General features: G+C 50.7%; 16 protein-coding genes and 2 tRNA genes. 10 read left to right on the top strand and 8 right to left on the bottom strand.

Annotated features, from left to right (window positions below):
- Positions 1-873 carry a pyridoxal 5'-phosphate synthase lyase subunit PdxS gene (pdxS, locus tag LI114_RS05900; protein WP_227219873.1) on the bottom strand — a complete coding sequence of 291 codons (873 nt, stop codon included), beginning with the start codon at positions 871-873 and terminating at the stop codon, positions 1-3.
- A 249-nt stretch (positions 874-1,122) separates the two neighbouring features.
- On the opposite strand from pdxS, the gene LI114_RS05895 reads away from it, so the two are divergent.
- From LI114_RS05895 to LI114_RS05880, 4 genes are read left to right on the top strand one after another with little or no spacing between them, the layout of a single operon-like run.
- The gene (locus LI114_RS05895; protein WP_227219872.1) at positions 1,123-1,350 is read left to right on the top strand and encodes a hypothetical protein; all 228 of its coding nucleotides are present in this window, start codon (positions 1,123-1,125) and stop codon (positions 1,348-1,350) included.
- Positions 1,268-2,224 carry a TAXI family TRAP transporter solute-binding subunit gene (locus LI114_RS05890; RefSeq protein ID WP_227219871.1) on the top strand — a complete coding sequence of 319 codons (957 nt, stop codon included), beginning with the start codon at positions 1,268-1,270 and terminating at the stop codon, positions 2,222-2,224. The genes LI114_RS05895 and LI114_RS05890 overlap by 83 nt, the downstream gene beginning before the upstream one ends.
- Before the next feature lie 42 nt (positions 2,225-2,266).
- A complete protein-coding gene (gene gltS, locus LI114_RS05885; protein WP_227219944.1) occupies positions 2,267-3,439 on the top strand; it encodes a sodium/glutamate symporter in 1,173 nt (390 codons plus the stop codon).
- Between the two features lie 13 nt (positions 3,440-3,452).
- Complete coding sequence (locus tag LI114_RS05880; protein ID WP_227219870.1) at positions 3,453-3,644, top strand: hypothetical protein; 192 nt, start codon at positions 3,453-3,455, stop codon at positions 3,642-3,644.
- A 261-nt stretch (positions 3,645-3,905) separates the two neighbouring features.
- Here the strand turns inward: LI114_RS05880 and LI114_RS05875 are convergent.
- Positions 3,906-3,989 (bottom strand) — tRNA-Leu (locus LI114_RS05875).
- 506 nt (positions 3,990-4,495) lie between these two features.
- On the opposite strand from LI114_RS05875, the gene LI114_RS05870 reads away from it, so the two are divergent.
- Positions 4,496-5,221, top strand: a complete 726-nt coding sequence (locus LI114_RS05870; RefSeq protein WP_227219869.1) for a hypothetical protein — start codon at positions 4,496-4,498, stop codon at positions 5,219-5,221.
- Between the two features lie 73 nt (positions 5,222-5,294).
- On the opposite strand, the gene LI114_RS05865 is transcribed toward LI114_RS05870, so the two are convergent.
- Together LI114_RS05865 and LI114_RS05860 are read right to left on the bottom strand one after the other, a co-directional pair.
- Complete coding sequence (locus LI114_RS05865; RefSeq protein ID WP_227219868.1) at positions 5,295-6,473, bottom strand: serine hydrolase domain-containing protein; 1,179 nt, start codon at positions 6,471-6,473, stop codon at positions 5,295-5,297.
- Between the two features lie 209 nt (positions 6,474-6,682).
- Positions 6,683-6,892 (bottom strand): DUF378 domain-containing protein, encoded by a 210-nt coding sequence (locus LI114_RS05860; RefSeq protein WP_022127036.1) that lies wholly within the window; start codon positions 6,890-6,892, stop codon positions 6,683-6,685.
- 168 nt (positions 6,893-7,060) lie between these two features.
- On the opposite strand from LI114_RS05860, the gene LI114_RS05855 reads away from it, so the two are divergent.
- Positions 7,061-7,849 carry a ZIP family metal transporter gene (locus LI114_RS05855; RefSeq protein ID WP_227219867.1) on the top strand — a complete coding sequence of 263 codons (789 nt, stop codon included), beginning with the start codon at positions 7,061-7,063 and terminating at the stop codon, positions 7,847-7,849.
- A 157-nt stretch (positions 7,850-8,006) separates the two neighbouring features.
- Positions 8,007-10,259, top strand: coding sequence for a cellulase family glycosylhydrolase (locus LI114_RS05850; protein WP_227219866.1), 2,253 nt, complete (start codon positions 8,007-8,009; stop codon positions 10,257-10,259).
- Between the two features lie 72 nt (positions 10,260-10,331).
- Here LI114_RS05850 and LI114_RS05845 read toward each other — a convergent pair whose 3' ends face one another.
- Together LI114_RS05845 and LI114_RS05840 are read right to left on the bottom strand one after the other, a co-directional pair.
- On the bottom strand, positions 10,332-11,156 hold the full coding sequence (locus tag LI114_RS05845; RefSeq protein WP_227219865.1) for a hypothetical protein: 825 nt from the start codon (positions 11,154-11,156) through the stop codon (positions 10,332-10,334).
- A gap of 72 nt (positions 11,157-11,228) precedes the next feature.
- Positions 11,229-12,845 (bottom strand): CTP synthase, encoded by a 1,617-nt coding sequence (locus tag LI114_RS05840; RefSeq protein WP_227219864.1) that lies wholly within the window; start codon positions 12,843-12,845, stop codon positions 11,229-11,231.
- A gap of 348 nt (positions 12,846-13,193) precedes the next feature.
- On the opposite strand from LI114_RS05840, the gene LI114_RS05835 reads away from it, so the two are divergent.
- The 3 genes from LI114_RS05835 to gdhA all read left to right on the top strand — a co-directional run bounded on the left by LI114_RS05835 (position 13,194) and on the right by gdhA (position 17,411).
- Positions 13,194-15,026, top strand: coding sequence for an LCP family protein (locus LI114_RS05835; protein ID WP_227219863.1), 1,833 nt, complete (start codon positions 13,194-13,196; stop codon positions 15,024-15,026).
- 221 nt (positions 15,027-15,247) lie between these two features.
- The gene (locus LI114_RS05830; RefSeq protein ID WP_022127030.1) at positions 15,248-15,592 is read left to right on the top strand and encodes a type II toxin-antitoxin system PemK/MazF family toxin; all 345 of its coding nucleotides are present in this window, start codon (positions 15,248-15,250) and stop codon (positions 15,590-15,592) included.
- A gap of 466 nt (positions 15,593-16,058) precedes the next feature.
- The gene (gdhA, locus tag LI114_RS05825) at positions 16,059-17,411 is read left to right on the top strand and encodes an NADP-specific glutamate dehydrogenase (RefSeq protein WP_227219862.1); all 1,353 of its coding nucleotides are present in this window, start codon (positions 16,059-16,061) and stop codon (positions 17,409-17,411) included.
- A 122-nt stretch (positions 17,412-17,533) separates the two neighbouring features.
- Here the strand turns inward: gdhA and LI114_RS05820 are convergent, their stop codons facing one another.
- Both LI114_RS05820 and LI114_RS05815 read right to left on the bottom strand, forming a co-directional pair.
- Entirely contained in the window at positions 17,534-18,691 is a 1,158-nt protein-coding gene (locus LI114_RS05820) for an MFS transporter (protein ID WP_227219861.1), read from the bottom strand.
- Positions 18,692-18,767: 76 nt separating this feature from the next.
- Positions 18,768-18,840: transfer RNA gene (locus LI114_RS05815), tRNA-Asn, on the bottom strand.
- Positions 18,841-18,945: the final 105 nt, after the last annotated feature.

Below are 18,945 nucleotides of genomic sequence, written 5' to 3'. Positions count from 1 at the left end.
TTACTTTCCTCTTTCTGCCATAAGCAGCTCTATCTCGTCCTTGTTGATGCCTACCATAGCTTCGCCAAGATCTTCGGAAAACTCAGCCAGCATCTTAGCGTCGGTGTAGTTGGTAACAGCCTTTACTATGGCGGAAGCGCGCTTTTCGGGGTTGCCCGACTTGAATATGCCCGAGCCTACGAAAACACCCTCAGCGCCCAGCTGCATCATAAGCGCCGCGTCGGCAGGGGTAGCTACGCCGCCCGCTGCGAAGTTTACTACCGGCAGCTTGCCGTTTTCAGCAACGTACTTTACCAGCTCGTAAGGCGAACGAAGCTGCTTAGCGGCCTCAAAAAGCTCGTCCTCTGAAAGCGAGCTGAGTCTGCGCATCTCGCTCTGCATTTTTCTCATGTGGGTAACTGCCTGCACAACGTCGCCCGTACCCGGCTCGCCCTTTGTGCGTATCATGGAAGCACCCTCGCTTATGCGGCGGAGCGCTTCGCCAAGATCTTTAGCGCCGCATACGAAAGGCACTTTAAACTTTCTCTTGTCGATATGGTAAACGTCGTCGGCGGGCGAGAGCACCTCAGATTCGTCGATGTAGTCGATCTCGATAGCTTCGAGTATCTGCGCCTCAGCGAAATGACCTATACGGCACTTCGCCATTACGGGGATAGATACCGCCTGCTGTATGCCCTTTATCATCTTAGGGTCGCTCATGCGGGAAACGCCGCCTGCCGCGCGAATGTCGGCTGGTATACGCTCAAGCGCCATAACTGCGCACGCGCCTGCCGCTTCGGCTATCTTTGCCTGCTCGGGGGTGGTAACGTCCATGATAACGCCGCCCTTCAGCATCTGGGCGAGGTTTTTGTTAAGCTCATACTGCTTGCTCATAGTGTATTTCCTCATTTCATATTTTAATAGTAGTATTTTTGATACTTTAATTATACGCCGCAAAATACGATTTTGCAAATTTTTCGTGCGATAAGATCTTTGTTGCTGATTTATGCGATATGCACAATCACGCTTATTTTGTTCATTGCAGATTTATGCACTCGTACAGCAAAAATCACCCGCAAAAGCCTGCCAAATTTGCCGTTCGTCAAATCATGCAAATGCGCCGACGCAAAAGTTCGCCCAGCCGTGCAAAAAGTAGAAAAATATCCGTACAGGCATTTCCGCCCGGTAAAAGAATGTACATCAATATTTCTGAAAAAAGCCGTTGCAGTCGGCGCGCAAATATGGTACAATTATAATAGTAATATATGTGATGAAAGGAAGATGATATATGATAAGATCTGCACGCGCGGCAAGAGCGGCGGCTTTGGCGGCTGCGGCGGCGCTATGCCTTTCGCTGTGCTCATGCGGTAAAAACGTAAAGCTCGGCACAGGCAACGATGGCGGAATATACCGCAAGTACGGCAACGCTTTTGCAGGGCTTGAAAGCGGCGTGAACGTTATCGTGAAAAACACCGCAGGCTCTCAGGCGAACCTGCGCCTGCTGAACGACGGCTTTATCGACATGGCTATCGTGCAGAGCGATATGCTTTCGGAAGCGGTGAACGGCACTGACGATTTCAAGGGCAGCCCTGTTTCAGACGTGCGGGCGGTGGCGGCGCTTTATATGGAAGATTTTCAGATAGTAGTACGCGCCGACTCTGACATAGAAAGCATAGCCGACTTGGCTGAAAAGCGCATCTCGCTGGGCGAGGACGGCTCGGGCGTGGCGAAAAACGCCGAGTACATCTTAAACTCGGCAGGTATCAGCATGAACATGGTAAATACCTGCTACATGAATTATCAGCAGTCTGCCGAAGCGCTGAAAGACGGCGAGATCGACGCATTTTTCGCCGTGCTTGGCGCGCCCGCCGACGTTATCTCGCAGCTTGCGGAGGATATATCTATACGCCTGCTGCCGATGGACGAGCGCACTGCCGCATACATGACTAACCTTTACGAGGGATATTTCAGCACCGAGATAAAGGCGGGCACATACAGCGGCATAAACGAGGACGTGCCCACCATAGGCGTGAAGGCTGTACTGGTAGCTGACGCTTCAGCAGACGCGCAGACAGTGAAAAAGCTGACCGCCGCGATATTTGAAAACAGCGGCGATATAGAGAAGCAGGGACTTGCCGCGCCGAACAGCGATTTCGCGACCAGCGGGCTCCCCTGCGCTTTTCACAAGGGCGCGGCGGAATATTACAAGAGCATAAATATCTCGGTAAACGCCGATGATAACTAACGAAAGCGAGGTACTGAGATATTGAAAACACTTAATGTAGATATGTATCAGACGCTCGCCGCAGCGGTAGGCGTACTGTATCTCGGCGGGTTTCTGAAAAAGAAGATTAAGTTTCTCGAAACTTTCTGCATACCCGCGCCGGTGGTAGGCGGAGTAGTTTTCGCGCTTCTCTCCTGCCTGCTGCACGGGCTTGGCATAGTAGAGTTTCAGTTTGACGAAACGCTGAAAACGGTATGTATGGTAATGTTCTTTACATCAGTAGGCTTTCAGGCTAACCTGAAAGTGCTGAAAGCGGGCGGAAAGAGCCTTGTGGTATTCCTGCTATGCCTAGTGGTGCTGATATTCACGCAGAATTTTGTGGCGGTGGGAATATCGAAGCTGCTGGGAATAAGCCCGCTGGTAGGTATGTGCACAGGCTCGATACCTATGGTAGGCGGTCACGGAACATCGGGCGCATTCGGCACGGTACTTGAGGATTTCGGCATAAAGGGCGCTACTACCGTGTGCACGGCGGCGGCGACATTCGGTCTGATAATCGGCTCAACTATGGGCGGCCCTATCGGCAGACGGCTGATACTGAAGCACGACCTGCTAAAGACCGCAGTTGCCGAAGACCCATCTATACTGGAGGAGGACGAGCAGAAGCACCACCGCTCGGTAAGTATGTATGCCCCCGCCGCTTACCAGCTCGCGATAGCTATGGGCATAGGCACTGTACTTTCATGGCTGCTCTCAATGACGGGCATGACTTTCCCGATATACATCGGCTCTATGATAGCCGCAGCCTTTATGCGCAACATCGGCGAGTACGGCGGAAAGATACACATACACATGGGCGAGATAAACGACATAGGCGGAATATGCCTTTCGCTCTTTCTCGGAATAGCCATGATAACCTTACAGCTTTGGCAGCTCGCGGAGCTTGCCCTTCCGATGATAATACTTCTGCTGGCGCAGGTGGTGCTGATGGCTATGTTCTCGTACTTTTTGGTATACAACGTGATGGGCAGAGATTACGACGCGGCGGTGCTGGCGGCGGGCACCTGCGGCTTCGGCATGGGCGCTACGCCCAACGCTATGGCGAATATGCAGGCGCTTACTGAGAAATTCGTGCCCTCGATAAAGGCGTATATGCTTGTGCCGATAGTGGGCAGTATGTTCGCCGACTTTATAAACAGCCTTGTTATAACGGCATTTATCAACTTTATCAACTAAGGGAGCTGAGCTTATGAATTTCAGAAAAAGAAAGAAAAGAGAAAAGCTGAACTACGCTTCGGAAAATCTTGCATTCCCCGAAGTACATATCGACGGAGGCGAAGATGAAGAGCCTGCCGAAGAGCAAACGAACGCTGAGGAAGAGAGCGGCGTGGTTTTTGAAAACCTGGCCGTGCCCGAGATAAAGCTGCCGCACAAGAAGTAAAAACACACGCAATAAGCCCCTGCGTTTTTTCACGACGCAGGGGCTTGCTTTTTCTGTTTAATTATTATATCCGCGCTCGAGCAGACCCACGCAAAAAGTCCCCGTTTCGGGAGCTTTTATCATACATTTATCATACGACTTAGAGTATGCTGCTATGTCAGGTAGATTTTTATGCAGGATATTTTAGATAGGGGTGTAAAAGTGGGCAAAATAGCACAACAAAAAAGCAGACGCCATAAAAACGTCTGCTTTTAAAACCTTTGGTGCGGCAAACGGGACTTGAACCCGTACGTCGAAGACACACGCCCCTCAAACGTGCCTGTCTGCCTATTCCAGCACTGCCGCATTTATTCAGTTTCTGTGGTTTTAGGTATGTCCTCAACCGACTTTAATATTATATCACTTAATATTCGTTCTGTCAAGCGTTTTTTCAAAAAAATATTTTTTATTTATAAAAATATATGACATATATAAATTATCGCATATTTAGTCGTGCCCGCGCCTTGTGCAAATGTGCTAAGAACTCCCCGCCGAAACTGTGAGAATAACAAAACTTTTCTCTCGGTGTTGACAAAAGCGCAGGCGTGTGTTACACTTGCTTTAAGCAGGCAGGGGACGGCACCCATAGAAAATAACAGCGCCGCTTGGAACTAAATATTCTGTGCAAGGGGGAGATACCCATAGAAAAAAACGTTATTGTTACAGACCTGAATGGCAAAAAAGTTGGAGTCACCTACCCGAAAAGGGCGCGGGGACTCGTGAAAAACGGTCGGGCAGAGTATGTCAGCGACTGTGAAATCAGAATAACCGATACTCATAAGCCCGCCGCAGATATTACGGAGGTTATAAATATGAGTAAAGTAATAAATTTTGACGCAAGAGATTTTAAGGCAGATAAGTCCTGCGAAAATAATGTAACAGCTAAATTTTTCGTGACAGACAGCGAAGGCAAAAACACCATCGCCTACTCCATTGGAAATTGGAACTGGGATTGGACGCAGATATGCTGCGAAAAAAAACTTGAGAAAAATACCGACTATGTGTTCAGATTCGTGATAGTCGGCGGATACTGCGATACAGGCAATGAAACTTCCCGCTTTGAGATAGTGCCGATGCCCGATGGCAGACTTACCGAAGAAGCTTACGAAAACAGATACGCTTATGATCTGGCGCAGAGCAGATATAAGCCCGTTATCAGCAAAAAGACCGATGACGGTATGCTTAGGCTGTACGAGATACCTTTCAGCACTTTCGGCTGCGAGGATTTCAGATTTGTGTTCATCGCTATGCACGCTGCTGCAACGCTTTATGCGCCTAAAGAGCTTTCCGCCTACGCAGATCTTGAGGATATGACTTTTGATGAGGTAAAAGCAGAGATCAACTGCAAAGACGACGATGCCGCAAATATAGCGATCGACTTAACAGGTGCGCAGATCACCCGTTCAGCTCTCAACGACATTTTAATACGTTTCGGAGACACCGGAAATTTCGCGGTTGACTTGACAGGCGCTGTTATATCGAACGACGTGCAGACCGATAAAGCTAACAGCGAAGAGGAAGAGATCGCCGAGGTCTAAACACCGCAGGCAAATATACTTTACTAATATGATACGAAAAGGGAGACTGCATTTTCCGCAGCCTCCCTTATTTTTATTTTATAGCCTTGTAGATCATCTCTTTCATCTTGAGGCATGGCCACGAGCCGAAGCCGCCCGCGCGCTGTATCATGTAGATGAGCGTTACCTTGTCGGTCGGGTCGTTCGAGTAGTAGCTTCCCAGCCAGCCGTCCCAGCCGTAGTCGCCCAAGTTGCCCGCGCCCGCCGCTTCGAGGTCGATAACGCAGCGGTTGAGTATGCTGTATCCGCAGCCCCTGCACTGATCCCAGTTGAAAGTTTCCGCCTGCGAGGGGGTGAGGTTATTGTGCGTGATGAGGTCTGCCGCTTCTTCGCTGAGTATGCGCTTTCCGCCGTAAACGCCCCTGTTCATCATCATGTCCGCAAACTTCTTGTAGTCGTCGATGGTGGATACCAAGCCCGCTCCGCCCGACTCAAACGCGGGCAGCTCCTTGAAAAATCCGCGCAGGCCCAAATGCTGCCAAGGGATAGTTTCAAGCTGCTTGCTCTCCTCATTATAAATGTACATCTCGGAAAATCTGTCCATCTTCTCCTGCGGCACATAGAAATCAGTGTCCGCCATGCCGAGCGGCTCAAATATCTCTTTTTTCAGATATTCGCGGTAGCTCATGCCCGTCAGCACTTCTACCAGTGCGCCCGCAACGTCCGCGCCTATGCCGTACATCCACTTTTCGCCCGGCTGATACGCCAGAGGGCTTTTCGCGGCGCGGCGGATAACCTCCAGCGTGCCTACCCTCTTGCCCGCGTCAGATTCGCGCGCTATCTCACTGTAAACTTCTTCCATCTTTCTGCCCGCAGGATAGCTCTGGTCGGGGTAGCAAAGTCCAGAAGTCATATCAAGCGTTTGGCGAATCGTTATCTCGCTCTCAGCAGGCACTTCCCTGCCGTCGGACATAAGCACCGTAGGGTGAGCAAATTCGGGTATGTAGTCGCTCAGCTTGTCCTCAAGCTTGAAAAGACCCCTATCGTAAAGTATCATGACAGCCGCCGCAGTTATCGGCTTTGTCATGGAATATATCCTGTAAATAGTGTCGTCGCGCACAGGTATTCCGCGCTCGCGGTCGGCAAAGCCGCTGTTGTGGCGGTAGATCTGCTCGCCGTCTTTGAATACGGCTACCGCTCCGCCTACTACCTCGCCTTTTTTCACCTGTCCGTCAAGTATATCGCCAACTTCTTTAAGCATATCTAAGTTCATATCGCAAAACCTCCCATGCACATTATAACACACAGCGCATGAAATGTCAAACCGTTTTGCCGCCGAAAAAAATATCGGGCGGCTGAGAGAAAGTCTGAGAAAATAAAAGAATTTTTCACCGCATTTGCAACGCCCGATAAAACGAGTATCGCGGTGATGCGCTCTTTTATTTACAGACTCTCACTCAGCCGCCCGCAGTCTTTCGCGCGTCAGCTGTTGGTTTCTATAAGCTCCTGCTCGCGGAAAAATAGGGAGATGCACCATATCGCGCTGATCCCTACCAGCACATATATTATCCTGCTCACAACAGCCGCCTGTCCGCCGAAAATAAAGGCTACCAGGTCAAACTGAAAAATACCTATCAGCCCCCAGTTTATACCGCCGATTATCGTAAGCAGCAGCGCTATCCTATCCAGCATACTTCTACCATTCCTTTCAAAAAAATCTGCGGCGCTTCCCGCCGTCTGTACGGTTATTATGCACACGCAAGGCGCGGCTTATTCGGATTTTTCACAAAAAATATTTCCGCGCCATATACTGCTAATAAAACTTTTTAAAAAACGTTTTTTGACAAGGAGCTTTTTTACATGAACGGACTTTTATACGCGGCGCTGGGCACGGCTTTCACATTTTCGATGACGGCGCTTGGTGCGGCTACGGTTTTTCTATTCGGAAAGCGGGGCATTTCGGCACGCTTGAACCGCTGCTTTCTCGGCTTTGCGGCGGGCGTGATGATAGCCGCTTCGGTCTGGAGCTTGCTTATCCCCGCGATAGATAAGGCAGAGGAGCTGGGCAAGATAGGGTGGGTGCCCGCCGCCTGCGGCTTTTCGCTCGGCGTGGCATTTCTCATGGCGCTTGATAAGCTGCTGCCTGCCTTTCATCCCGGCGAAGACCGCCCGCGCGGCGTTCGCAAAAGCTTGGGGCATTCCGCCATGCTCGTCTTTGCGATAACGCTGCACAATATTCCTGAGGGCATGGCTGAGGGCGTGGCTTTCGCGCTTGCGGCGCAGAATAATTCCCGCGTGCTGCTCGCCGCCGCAGTTGCCTTAGCCATAGGCATGGGCATACAGAATTTTCCCGAAGGCGCGGCGATCTCGCTGCCGCTGGCGCAGTCGGGCATGAGCCGCAAAAAGGCATTTCTCTGCGGCGCGCTCTCTGGCTTGGTAGAGCCGATATTCGGCATTATCACGGTATTCATGGCGGGCGCTACGGTGCAGCTTTTGCCCTGGCTGCTGAGCTTCGCGGCGGGCGCTATGCTGTATGTGGTGGTGGAAGAGCTTATCCCCGAAGCGAAGCTGAAAGGCTCGCATGCGGGAACTTTCGGCGCTATGGCGGGCTTTTTGATAATGATGATACTTGACGTAGCGCTCGGCTAACGAAAATAAATTTTATCGAAAACGTTTTAGATGGCTTTCGGGCTATTGCAAAAACGATTACATTATGATATAATAAAGATGTTCAAATAATCACATGGGATAATCATTATCCGCAAAAGTTCAAAATATCAGTTATGAAAGGAATGTTCAAATCAAAATGAAAAGCAATTTCGTAAAGCGCGGCGCGAGCGCTCTGCTGGCGGCGGCTGTTACCGCAAGCGTATCGGCGGCGCTGCCCGTTACCGCTTCGGCTGAAGTAAGCGGAGATACCAAAACTTTTCTCCAAAACATGGGTGCAGGCTGGAATCTCGGCAACTCGCTCGACGCTGTAGGCACGGGCTTAGGCTCTGAAACATGCTGGGGCAACCCCAAGACCACTAAGGAAATGATCGACGCGGTGCACGACGCGGGCTTTAACACTATAAGAATACCCGTTTCGTGGGGCAAACATACTTCTGGCAGCGAGTACACCATCGACTCAGCGTGGATGGCGCGCGTAAAGGAAGTAGTAAACTACGCCTACGAGGACGGTATGTACGTTATACTCAATATCCACCACGACAACTCCAACGCGAAAGATCAGACCATTTATTATTACCCCGACAGCAAGCACAAGGAAGCTTCGCTGAAATTCTTAACATCAGTATGGTCGCAGATCTCGGAAGAATTCAAGGACTACAACGACCACCTTATTTTTGAAACGCTCAACGAGCCGCGCCTTGTCGGCACAAACGACGAATGGTGGATCGACCCTAATAATCCAAACGCTGCGGCTGCCGACTCGATAGCTACTATCAATACTTTCAATCAGGAGATAGTTGACACCATCCGCGCTTCGGGCGGAAACAACTCGCAGCGCTACATCATGTGCCCCGGATACTCGGCTTCGCTCAACGGCGCTGTCGCTGTGGGCTACAAGCTGCCTGACGATACGGCTGACAACAAGCTGCTCGTTTCGGTGCACGCTTACAATCCTTACAACCTCTGTTTGGGCGACAACAGCAACATCACAAGCCCGACCTACACCCAGTTTGACGACAGCGGCAAGGAAGAGCTTGATAATATTTTCAGCACGCTGAACAACAAGTATATGTCTAAGGGCATAGGCGTAGTCATCGGCGAGATGGGCATTTCTTACAAGAACAACAACGAGGCGCGCGAGCAGTGGGCTTCGTACTACTACGGACTTTCCAAGAAGTATACCGTACCCTGCGTGCTTTGGGACAATAACGCCAAGAATGGCTCGCAGAAGAGCGAGAATCACTGGCATTTAAACCGCAAGAACTGCAAGTGGGGCGACCCGAACGTTATTCAGGCTATAATGAACGCTATGGGCGTTACAAACGTTTCCATACCCGCCGACGATGACGTAGTAGAGAAGAAAACTCAGACCATCAGCGGCACAAAGACCTACACCAAGACCTACGGCGACAAAGCTTTCGCGCTAAACGCAAAGACCGTTTCGGGCGGCGGCGCGCTAAGCTACAAGTCCTCTAACGAGAAAGTGGTCACCGTAGACGGCAAGGGCAACGTTACCGTAAAGGGCGCGGGCACGGCTAAGATAACCGTTACCGCAAGCGAAAACGCTGCTTACAAGAGCGCGACTATGGAAGTTACCGTAAAGGTAAACGCACAGCAGCTCACAAACGCCGTTATCCAGCCTATTGCAGATCAGGTATACGGCGGCTCGGCTGTAAAGCCTAAGGTAACTGTAAAGCAGGGCGCTAAGGTCATCGGCTCTTCAAATTACGACCTCACTTACACCGACAACAATAAGGTCGGCACGGCAACAGCTATCGTTAAGTTCAAAGGCAATTACAAGGGTCAGATCAGCGCGAATTTCAACATCACGCTAAAGACCCCTGCGGCTGTAAACAAGGTAAGCGCCACCACCGCTAAGACCCACATTTACTGGGAAGCAGTACCGGGCGCTGACGGCTACAAGGTTTACAGATATAACAGCAAGACCAAGAAGTGGAATACTGCGGCTACCCTGCGCAGCGGCACTGTTTCAGACTACGTTGACAGCAAGCTGAAAGCGGGCGAAAAGTACGCTTACAAAGTAAAAGCTTTCGCCAAGAGCGACGGCAAGACCTACTGGAGCGGCGCTGTAAAGATCTACGCGGCTACAAAGCCCGCTAAGGTCAGCATAAAGAGGGTTTCCGCCAGCAAGACCTCGATCAGACCCATATGGAAGAGCACCAAGTGCAGCGGCTACGAAGTATATATCCTCAAAAACGGCAAATACACCCTCGCGGGTACAGCCTCCGCTTCCGACACAAGCTTCAAGATCACGGGACTGAAGTCCAAGACCACCTACAAGGTAAAGGTAAGAGCTTACGTTACCGACAAGGCGGGCAGAAGCTACAAGGGAACATTCAGCACGGCAAAGAGCGTTAAAACCAAATAATTTCGCATAAAGCAACAAAGCCTGCGGTACTCGATGAGCCGCAGGCTTTTATTATTTGTAGTGATGTAAAAATCAATCCGCGATGCGCCGCGCCGCATATTTTTCCGAAAAGCGCTCTATCGGGCGAAGGACAGTAGGGTCGGTCTTTTCGCGGGCGAAATACAAAAGCTTTTCGGGCACGCCGCCGTAATATATCTCGCCAAAAGCCCCCGCCAGCGCCGCGCTGATGTGCGGATATGTGCCGAGAGTGCAGGCGCGCTTTACCGCAAGCTCAAAACTATCCGCCGAAGCGAAAGCCGCAAAGCCCGCGCTTATAACGTCCTGCGGGGTGCATTCGGTCGTCATTTTGTCCGCCAGTTCGCCGAGGTCGCCCTCAAGCGCAAAGCCGCTCAGCTCGGAAGCCGCCGCAGCGAGGTCTTCTTTCTCGCAGCCGTGCCTAAGCAGATAAACGCCCGCCGCTGCCGCCTTAGCGCAATCGCGCGCGGTGTCGGAATTAAAAAGATACTTGCAGGCAAGCTGCACCTGCGCGAAGATAACGTCCGGCTCGTCAAAGGCGTAGGCGCATGGCAGAGCCGCAACAGCCGCCGCAGCGGTGATGTTCACCTCACGCGTCATGCCCGCCTGTTTCGCCCATGCCAGCTCAACGCCGCCCAGCTTTTCGGTAAAGCGCAGGGCGTATTTTTTGTACTCGCCCGCCACCTCTCGCGCGCGAAAAAAGCGCTCTATACGCGTCTGCGCGGGCTTATCGGTATAGTAATAAAGCTCGCAGAGCGCGGCGGCGAGCAGGGTATTTTGCGTAAAAGCGGCTTCATCGTGTATAAGCTCTACGCGGCGGCTGAAAGTTTTGTGCTCGGCAAAATACGAGCCTGCAACGTCGCCAACAAGCGCACCCAGCATACAAACTCCACCTTTCTTAAAAAAAGCGGGAAAGTCCTCGCGAACTCTCCCCGCCTTGAATTATTTTGATTACTATTCCTTGCTCTCTTTGCTTGCAACAGAAGCGCGGATGAAATCCTTAAAGAGCTTGTGAGCCTTATTCGGACGCGACTTGAACTCGGGGTGGAACTGTACGCCCACGAACCAAGGGTGAACCTCGCGCGGAAGCTCTACTATCTCTACCAGCTTTTCATCGGGCGAAAGACCTGCCAGCACCAGACCGTTCTCGGTAAGCTGCTTGCGGAAAGCGTTGTTGAACTCCCAGCGGTGACGGTGGCGCTCGTAGATAAGCGGCTCGCCGTAGACCTCAGCGGAAATGCTGCCGGGAGTAAGCTTGCAGGGGTACAGACCAAGGCGCATAGTGCCGCCCTTTTCCGTAACGTCCTTCTGATCGTCCATGATGTCGATAACGGGGTAAGGCGTTTCGCCAAACTCGGTGGAGTTAGCGCCCGCAAGACCTGCCGCATGGCGTGCGTACTCGATAACAGACATCTGCATACCAAGGCAAATGCCGAACATAGGTATCTTGTTCTCACGCGCGTAGCGTATAGCCTCGATCATGCCCTCGATACCTCTGTCGCCAAAGCCGCCGGGTACGATTATTCCGTCGCAGCCAACAAGCTTTACAGCCACGTTATCTGCGGTTATGTCCTCAGACTGTATCCAGTTTATATGAACGTTTGCGCTGTTCTCAAAGCCGCCGTGACGCAGAGCCTCGGCTACGGAAAGGTAAGCGTCCTCAAGCTCAACGTACTTGCCTACCAGACCTATGGTAACGTCTTTAGTGCAGCCGTTTACGCGGTCGATCATCTCGAGCCAGTTGGTAAGGTCGGGCTTGCGCTTTTCAAGACCGAGGTGCTCGCAGACCACGTCCGCCAGACCCTCTTTTTCCAGCCATATCGGCACTTCGTAAAGCGAAGGAGCAGTGAGGTTCTGTATAACGTCCTCTTTGTGCACGTTGCAGAAAAGGGCTATCTTTTCGGTCATATCTTCGGGGATAGGCATTTCCGAGCGCAGAACGAGGATATTCGGCTGTATGCCCATAGAGAGCAGCTCTTTTACCGAGTGCTGGGTGGGCTTTGATTTCAGCTCTTTAGAGCCGGAGATGTAGGGCACGAGGCAAACGTGGATAAACACGCTGTTGCCCCTGCCCATTTCCTTAGAAGCCTGTCTTATAGCCTCGAGGAAAGGGGTAGACTCAATATCGCCGACAGTGCCGCCGATCTCGGTGATAACTACGTCGGTATTGCTCTGCTTGCCGACGCGGTAAAGCTTATCTTTTATCTCGTTGGTGATGTGGGGGATTATCTGAACGGTAGAGCCGAGGTAATCTCCGCGTCTTTCCTTATTAAGCACGTTCCAGTATATCTTACCGGTGGTGACGTTAGAGTCGATGGAGAGGTTCTCGTCGATAAAGCGCTCGTAGTGACCAAGGTCGAGGTCGGTCTCTGCGCCGTCGTCGGTAACGAAAACTTCGCCGTGCTGGTAGGGCGACATAGTGCCCGGGTCTACATTGATATAAGGATCAAATTTCTGGATGGTAACGCTGTAACCGCGGCACTTTAGCAGGCGGCCCAGAGAAGCAGCGGTGATACCTTTTCCAAGTCCGGAAACAACGCCGCCGGTAACAAATACATACTTTGTAGGCATAATTTTTTTGACCTCCGAAATATTATTCAAAATAAAATCATTCATTATATATCATAACAAATTTTTTTACAAAAGGCAAGGGGTTTGAGAAAATTTCGGCAAATTTTTTTTGGAAAAAGCGTTTTTTAAAGCAAATTTAAATTAAATTTATTATATTTCTAAAAAGATGTATCAGCCGCGTAAGAATTTTGTCAAAAATGCAAGTTGTATTTTTATTATTTTTGTTATATAATATTAGTATTGCCTAAATGCAGCCCTTATTTGCTTTCACGGGGTAAACCACTGAAACTTCGGGGCGCGTTTTGATGAAACGAATTTTTTGTAAAGACGCGAGGTGAGTATTAAAGAATGTCGGAAAACAAATTCAGCGAAAAGGCAGAGGGCACAGCCGCGAACGAAAGCGGCGCTGATAAGCCGTACCGAAAAGAGCCGCCTCTTTCAGACCTAATATCTTCGGCAAAAAGAAACATAGAGAAAAACGCCGCAGAAAAGCCGCCCGAGCCGGAGGAGGAAAAGACGATAGTAGCGCCGAACCTCTCAAAAGCTATGGACAAAATGAAGCGCAAGACCGATAATTCGGGTATGCCCGATATTGATTTCGGCAAGCGAAAGTCTGCGGAAGAAAAGCCCGCCGAAACTGCCAAGCCTAAGGAACAGCAAGACATTCAGAACAGCAAAGATAAAGACACTCAGAACACAAAGAGCGCTCAAAGCAATGCCAAGAGCGAAAATAAAGATAAAGATAAAGATAAAAATACTCAGGCTGAGAAAAAGCCTGCGGAAGCGCCAAAGAAGCAAGCGCCTTCCCCCGCGAAAATTCCGCCGACAGATAAGCCCGATAAGCCTAAGGCGGAGCAGAAACCTGCGGCAAAGCCAAAACAGGAAGCAAAAAAGCCGCCCGCCAAGCCGCCAAAGAGCGATAGGCACGAAGCGGACAAGGCTAAAAGCAAGCCCGCTGCCAAAACAGAAGCGGCTAAGTCGGACAAATCTGACAAACCTGACAAGAGCGGTAAGGCGGAAAAGCCCGCCGCAAAGGGCAAGTTCACCAAAAAGCAGGTGGCTACTGTAATAGGGCTTATCGCTTCCCTGCTGCTCGTCATAGTGCTGATAGTAGTGCTGCTTTTCAACCACTATTACAGCCTGCTGGACACCGACGCAGTTAAGGTGAACAATTCAAAACCAATGACCTACTCAGACGTAGACCTCTCCCGCGCGGACACCATCGACAAAGAAGCTGAGGACGAGAAGATGCGCAAGCAGCTCGCGGAAAAGGGCAAGAAGATCTCGAACTCAGAAGTAATGAACATACTGCTCATCGGCGAAGACCTGCGCGACACTCAGAACGAAACGGCGGGCAACACCGACGTAATGATGATAATTTCCGTAAACACTAAGGACAAGACCATCACCATGACATCTATAATGCGCGACTGCTATGTAAACTTTCAGGACGCAAACGGCTGGTGGTACTCGACCCGTATCAACGCGGCGTACTGGCACGGCGGCGTAGAGCTTACGCAAAAGACCATCGAGGATTACTTGGGCATACAGATCGACAGATACGTTCTTGTAAACTTCAAGGTATTTATCGACATAGTTGACACGCTGGGCGGTCTTGACCTTAAAGTTACCGACGAGGAAGCGAACGGCTATCCCGACGCTGACCCGAACGGCGACAACACGAGAGGTATGCAGAACCCCCTCGACGAGCAGAACAAATTCCTCGGCAACAAGAAGGGCACTGACTATATCAAGAAGGGCGGAAAGCTGCACCTAAACGGAAATCAGGCTCTTGCATACGCGCGCCTGCGCCACGTCGGAAACGCCGATTACGAGCGCACCGAGCGCCAGCGCAAGGTGATCAAGCAGATGATAAAGAAATCACGCAGCCTCTCGCTGGTAGAGATGGATAAGCTTGCGAACAAGATATTCCCGCAGATAAAAACGAATGTCACAAAGACCGAGCTTGCTCAGCTGCTTTTAGATATGCTCGATTACCGCAACTACGAGCTTCAGGAAATGCGCGTGCCCGCCGACAACACCTTCACAAATCAGGTAATAAGCGGCATGGACGTGCTCTCAGTAGACTTTAACGCGAACGCACAGCTTTTCAAAGAGCTGGTATACGGCACGGTAGAGGTCAGCGAGAACGGAGAAGAGCAGAAGCAGGCCATCGAATAAGCAAATAAACAAGATATTTTTTTCAGACGGTGCAGACCAAAAATGCGCCGTCTGTTTTTTTGTGCCTTTTTCGACACATTTTTCGTGCTTTTCATATAATGTATCAAAGCTGAAATTTTACCCGCGCCTACTGCATAGATGGCAAAGCGGCGGGAAAAATATAGGTAAAGAAGCTTGGACTTTACACCCGAACAGTAGATCGAAAAAAGGAGTGCCGAAAAATGAGCGTACACAGAGGAGAGATATATTACGCCGACCTAAGCCCCGTAGTCGGCTCGGAGCAGGGCGGCATACGCCCCGTACTTATAGTTCAAAACGACGTGGGCAACCGCCACTCGCCGACGGTGATAGCCGCCGCGATAACCAGCCGCCACGATAAGGCAAAGCTGCCGACGCACATAGCCGTAGGCGGCGGAGAGTGCGGCTTGGCGAAAGACTCGATAGTATTGCTGGAGCAGATACGCACGCTGGATAAGCGCCGCCTGAAAGAGCGCATGGGCGAGCTGGACGAGGGTGCGATGTCGAAAATAGATTCCGCGCTTTCTATATCTTTCGGTCTGCACTGAGGAAACCGCTGACAAGTAAAATTACTTTTTATAGAAACTAGGGGCAATACCGCACAACTATTGTGTGCGAGATTGCGTGGTTCAATTTATAATTGAACCGTCAGATTTTTTGTCAGATTACCTAAAGCCGACGACGCTTAACTCGCGTTAAGCTAGGAGGTTTTGGGTGATATGACGGAAAATTGTTTTGGCTTCACAAAAACGCAAGCAAGGCGTACACAAAGCCGCTAGGCGGTAGTTGCGCGGTATTGCCCCCAAGAAAAAATGACGGCTCAATCTGTATAACTTGCAGATTGAGCCGTCTTTTTGCCCCTTTTGACGGCTTTTTTGCATTTTTATAAAAAAAATTTTCAAAAAGCGTTGACAAATTTTTTTGAATGTGCTATAATAATTGCAGTGAGTCGGGCTGAAGCTTAGGAAACAGCCCCGAAAATTACTATAATCTATAAGTTGGAGGAATTTTAAAATGGAATTCAAGAACGAATATCTTGCCGGCGTGTACGCTAAGGTCGAGAAGAGAAATCCCGGCGAATCCGAGTTTCTTCAGGCTGTAAAAGAGGTCCTCGAGACCCTCGAGCCCGTTGTAGAGCGCAGACCTGACCTCGTAGAGGCAGGAGTTATCGACAGAATAGTAGAGCCTGAGCGCCAGATCATTTTCCGCGTGCCTTGGGTAGACGACAACGGCAAAGTACAGGTAAACCGCGGTTTCAGAGTACAGTTTAACTCCGCTATCGGACCTTACAAGGGCGGTATCAGACTTCACCCCTCTGTTTGCGCTTCCGTAATCAAGTTCCTGGGCTTTGAGCAGATCTTCAAGAACAGCCTTACCGGTCTTCCTATCGGCGGCGGCAAGGGCGGTTCTGACTTCGACCCTAAGGGCAAGTCTGACGGAGAAGTAATGCGCTTCTGCCAGAGCTTCATGACTGAGCTTTCCAAGCACATTGGCGCTGACACCGACGTTCCCGCAGGCGACATCGGTACCGGTGCAAGAGAGATTGGCTATATGTTTGGTCAGTATAAGAGACTTCGCAACGAGTTCGTTGGCGTACTTACCGGTAAGGGTCTTTCTTACGGCGGTTCGCTTGCAAGAACTGAGGCTACCGGTTATGGTCTTTGCTACTACACCGCTGAGATGCTCAAGTGCATGAAGAACGACAGCTTCGAGGGCAAGACCGTAGTTATCTCCGGTTCGGGCAACGTTGCTATCTACGCTACCGAAAAGGCTACTCAGCTTGGCGCCAAGGTAGTTGCACTTTCCGACTCTAACGGCTATGTTTACGATCCCGACGGAATCAAGCTCGACGTAGTTAAGGAGATCAAGGAAGTTAGACGCGGCAGAATCAAGGAATACGTTGATGCTGTTCCTACCGCTACTTACACCGAGGGCTGCCACGGAATTTGGACCATCAAGTGCGACATCGCTCTTCCCTGCGCTACTCAGAACGAGCTGGACGGCGAATCTGCTGACGCTCTTATCGCTAACGGCGTTATGGCAGTTGCAGAGGGTGCTAACATGCCTTCTACTCCTGAGGCTATCGAAAAGCTGCAGGCTGCCGGAATCCTCTTTGGACCTGCAAAGGCTGCAAACGCAGGCGGCGTAGCTACCTCCGCTCTTGAAATGAGCCAGAACAGCGAAAGACTTAGCTGGACATTTGAAGAAGTTGACAGCAAGCTGAAGGGCATCATGGAGAACATCTTCCACAACTCTTACAATGCTGCTAAGGAATACGGCAAGGAAGGCGATCTGGTTGCAGGCGCTAACATCGCAGGCTTCCTGAAGGTTGCTGACGCAATGATGTGGCAGGGTATCAGCTACTAATTGCCGATTAAATAAAACATCAAAGGGCTTTCCGAAATGGGAAGCCCTTTTTATATGCCCCGTATGATATGCTGCGAATGCACAAAAATAAGACCCCGACTTTTGATCGAGGTCTTTGTTATTTATGCTTTTTTCGTTCTGAATTTGAAGTGCATAGTTATCAGCATCGCGGTCATAACGATCGTCGCGATGGGGAGGACGAACATCGCTATACGGTAGCCTACGGCGCTCACGAACGAGCCGAAGAAGGCGTTGAACCCGATGTCGAAAAGGGTGGAAACGGCGATCATGAAGCCCGTAGCCGCGCCTGCGAGCGACGAATCGTAGAACTCGCAGATAAGCAGAACGATCGTGGGGTAAAGTATCGAGAACGCGAAGCCAGCTGCGCAGATAAGGTATATACCCTTGCGCTCCATCGCCATGCCGACCGTATACAGCACGGAAGCGGCCACGCCGCAGACGATAAGGCTGCGCAGAACGCCCATTTTCTCGACGGGCTGAGCGAGGATAAGTCTGCCGACCGTCATAGCGCCAAAGAAGATAGAAAGGAACATCGCCGAGCGGGAAACTGTAAAACCTAGGTACTGACTGCCGTAGGAGGTGAGCCAGTTTTGCAGGCCGTGCTCGGCGATGAAATAACAGCCGCAGATCAGCACGAGGTATTTGCAGGCGGGGTTTTTGAGCACCATTTTGTAGCTCTCAATAACGCCGCGGCTATGCGGTTCGGGGTCGGGCAGCTTGAGGGTGAAGAGAAGTATCAAGCAGACCGCAGCGCAGACGAGAATTATCGCGTTTGCGGCATGCCACGAGGACATTTTCGAAGAAAATCTGCCTCCGATATTCTGCGAACCGGTAATGCCTATGCCCTGAATGAAGTTGAAGATATTGACAAAGAAGGCGGGGGCGGCAAAAAGCGCGGGGGTTATAAGGTTCACGGTAGTCGAAAGCATTGTCGAAGCGCCGAGCGAGAACATTATCGCAAAGAGCAGGACGATGTAATTATCGGTGAAAACGTAGGTCGCGAGCGCGCCCATCCAGAGCAGCATGACACCAGCGATGAAGCGTTTGCGCGGCAGACGGTCAGCAAGATATCCGCCGACTAGCAGGAAAATTAGGTTGCCGACGTAGCTCATCATGATTATGCGGGAAGCCTGCGACTGGCTGAGGTCGAAATGGTCGCGGAAAAGCGGCAGGAAAACGCCGCGCAGCGCGTCGGAAGCGCCCGTAAAGATCATCAGCAGCATACAGAAAACAGCTGCAAACACCTTATTCTTCTTCATAAAAGATCAGGACCTTTCAAGATACATAAAATTCTCCATAAAAAAAGTCCGCAAACGAAATGTTTACGGACTAGCGCTCCCCAAGTTGGACTCGAACCAACGACCCTGCGGTTAACAGCCGCATGCTCTACCGACTGAGCTATTGAGGAATATGTGAAAAGAGAAAGGGCTTACCTTTCTCTTTTCTTGTGTCGGCGATTACCTATCTTTCCAGCCCGTTGCCAGGCAAGTATTTTCGGCGTAGATGAGCTTAA

Source organism: Ruminococcus sp. 210702-SL.1.03, assembly GCF_020559915.1.
Lineage (GTDB): Bacteria > Bacillota > Clostridia > Oscillospirales > Ruminococcaceae > YE71.
This window is presented reverse-complemented; position numbering and strand designations above follow the sequence as displayed.

Excerpts from the sequence above, each read along its gene's own strand:
- pdxS (WP_227219873.1), bottom strand. The coding sequence starts at position 873 with ATGAGCAAGCAGTATGAGCTTAACAAAAACCTCGCCCAGATGCTGAAG.
- LI114_RS05890 (WP_227219871.1), top strand. The coding sequence starts at position 1,268 with ATGATAAGATCTGCACGCGCGGCAAGAGCGGCGGCTTTGGCGGCTGCG.
- gltS (WP_227219944.1), top strand. The coding sequence starts at position 2,267 with ATGTATCAGACGCTCGCCGCAGCGGTAGGCGTACTGTATCTCGGCGGG.
- LI114_RS05880 (WP_227219870.1), top strand. The coding sequence starts at position 3,453 with ATGAATTTCAGAAAAAGAAAGAAAAGAGAAAAGCTGAACTACGCTTCG.
- LI114_RS05870 (WP_227219869.1), top strand. The coding sequence starts at position 4,496 with ATGAGTAAAGTAATAAATTTTGACGCAAGAGATTTTAAGGCAGATAAG.
- LI114_RS05865 (WP_227219868.1), bottom strand. The coding sequence starts at position 6,473 with ATGAACTTAGATATGCTTAAAGAAGTTGGCGATATACTTGACGGACAG.
- LI114_RS05860 (WP_022127036.1), bottom strand. The coding sequence starts at position 6,892 with ATGCTGGATAGGATAGCGCTGCTGCTTACGATAATCGGCGGTATAAAC.
- LI114_RS05855 (WP_227219867.1), top strand. The coding sequence starts at position 7,061 with ATGAACGGACTTTTATACGCGGCGCTGGGCACGGCTTTCACATTTTCG.
- LI114_RS05850 (WP_227219866.1), top strand. The coding sequence starts at position 8,007 with ATGAAAAGCAATTTCGTAAAGCGCGGCGCGAGCGCTCTGCTGGCGGCG.
- LI114_RS05845 (WP_227219865.1), bottom strand. The coding sequence starts at position 11,156 with ATGCTGGGTGCGCTTGTTGGCGACGTTGCAGGCTCGTATTTTGCCGAG.
- LI114_RS05840 (WP_227219864.1), bottom strand. The coding sequence starts at position 12,845 with ATGCCTACAAAGTATGTATTTGTTACCGGCGGCGTTGTTTCCGGACTT.
- LI114_RS05835 (WP_227219863.1), top strand. The coding sequence starts at position 13,194 with ATGTCGGAAAACAAATTCAGCGAAAAGGCAGAGGGCACAGCCGCGAAC.
- LI114_RS05830 (WP_022127030.1), top strand. The coding sequence starts at position 15,248 with ATGAGCGTACACAGAGGAGAGATATATTACGCCGACCTAAGCCCCGTA.
- gdhA (WP_227219862.1), top strand. The coding sequence starts at position 16,059 with ATGGAATTCAAGAACGAATATCTTGCCGGCGTGTACGCTAAGGTCGAG.
- LI114_RS05820 (WP_227219861.1), bottom strand. The coding sequence starts at position 18,691 with ATGAAGAAGAATAAGGTGTTTGCAGCTGTTTTCTGTATGCTGCTGATG.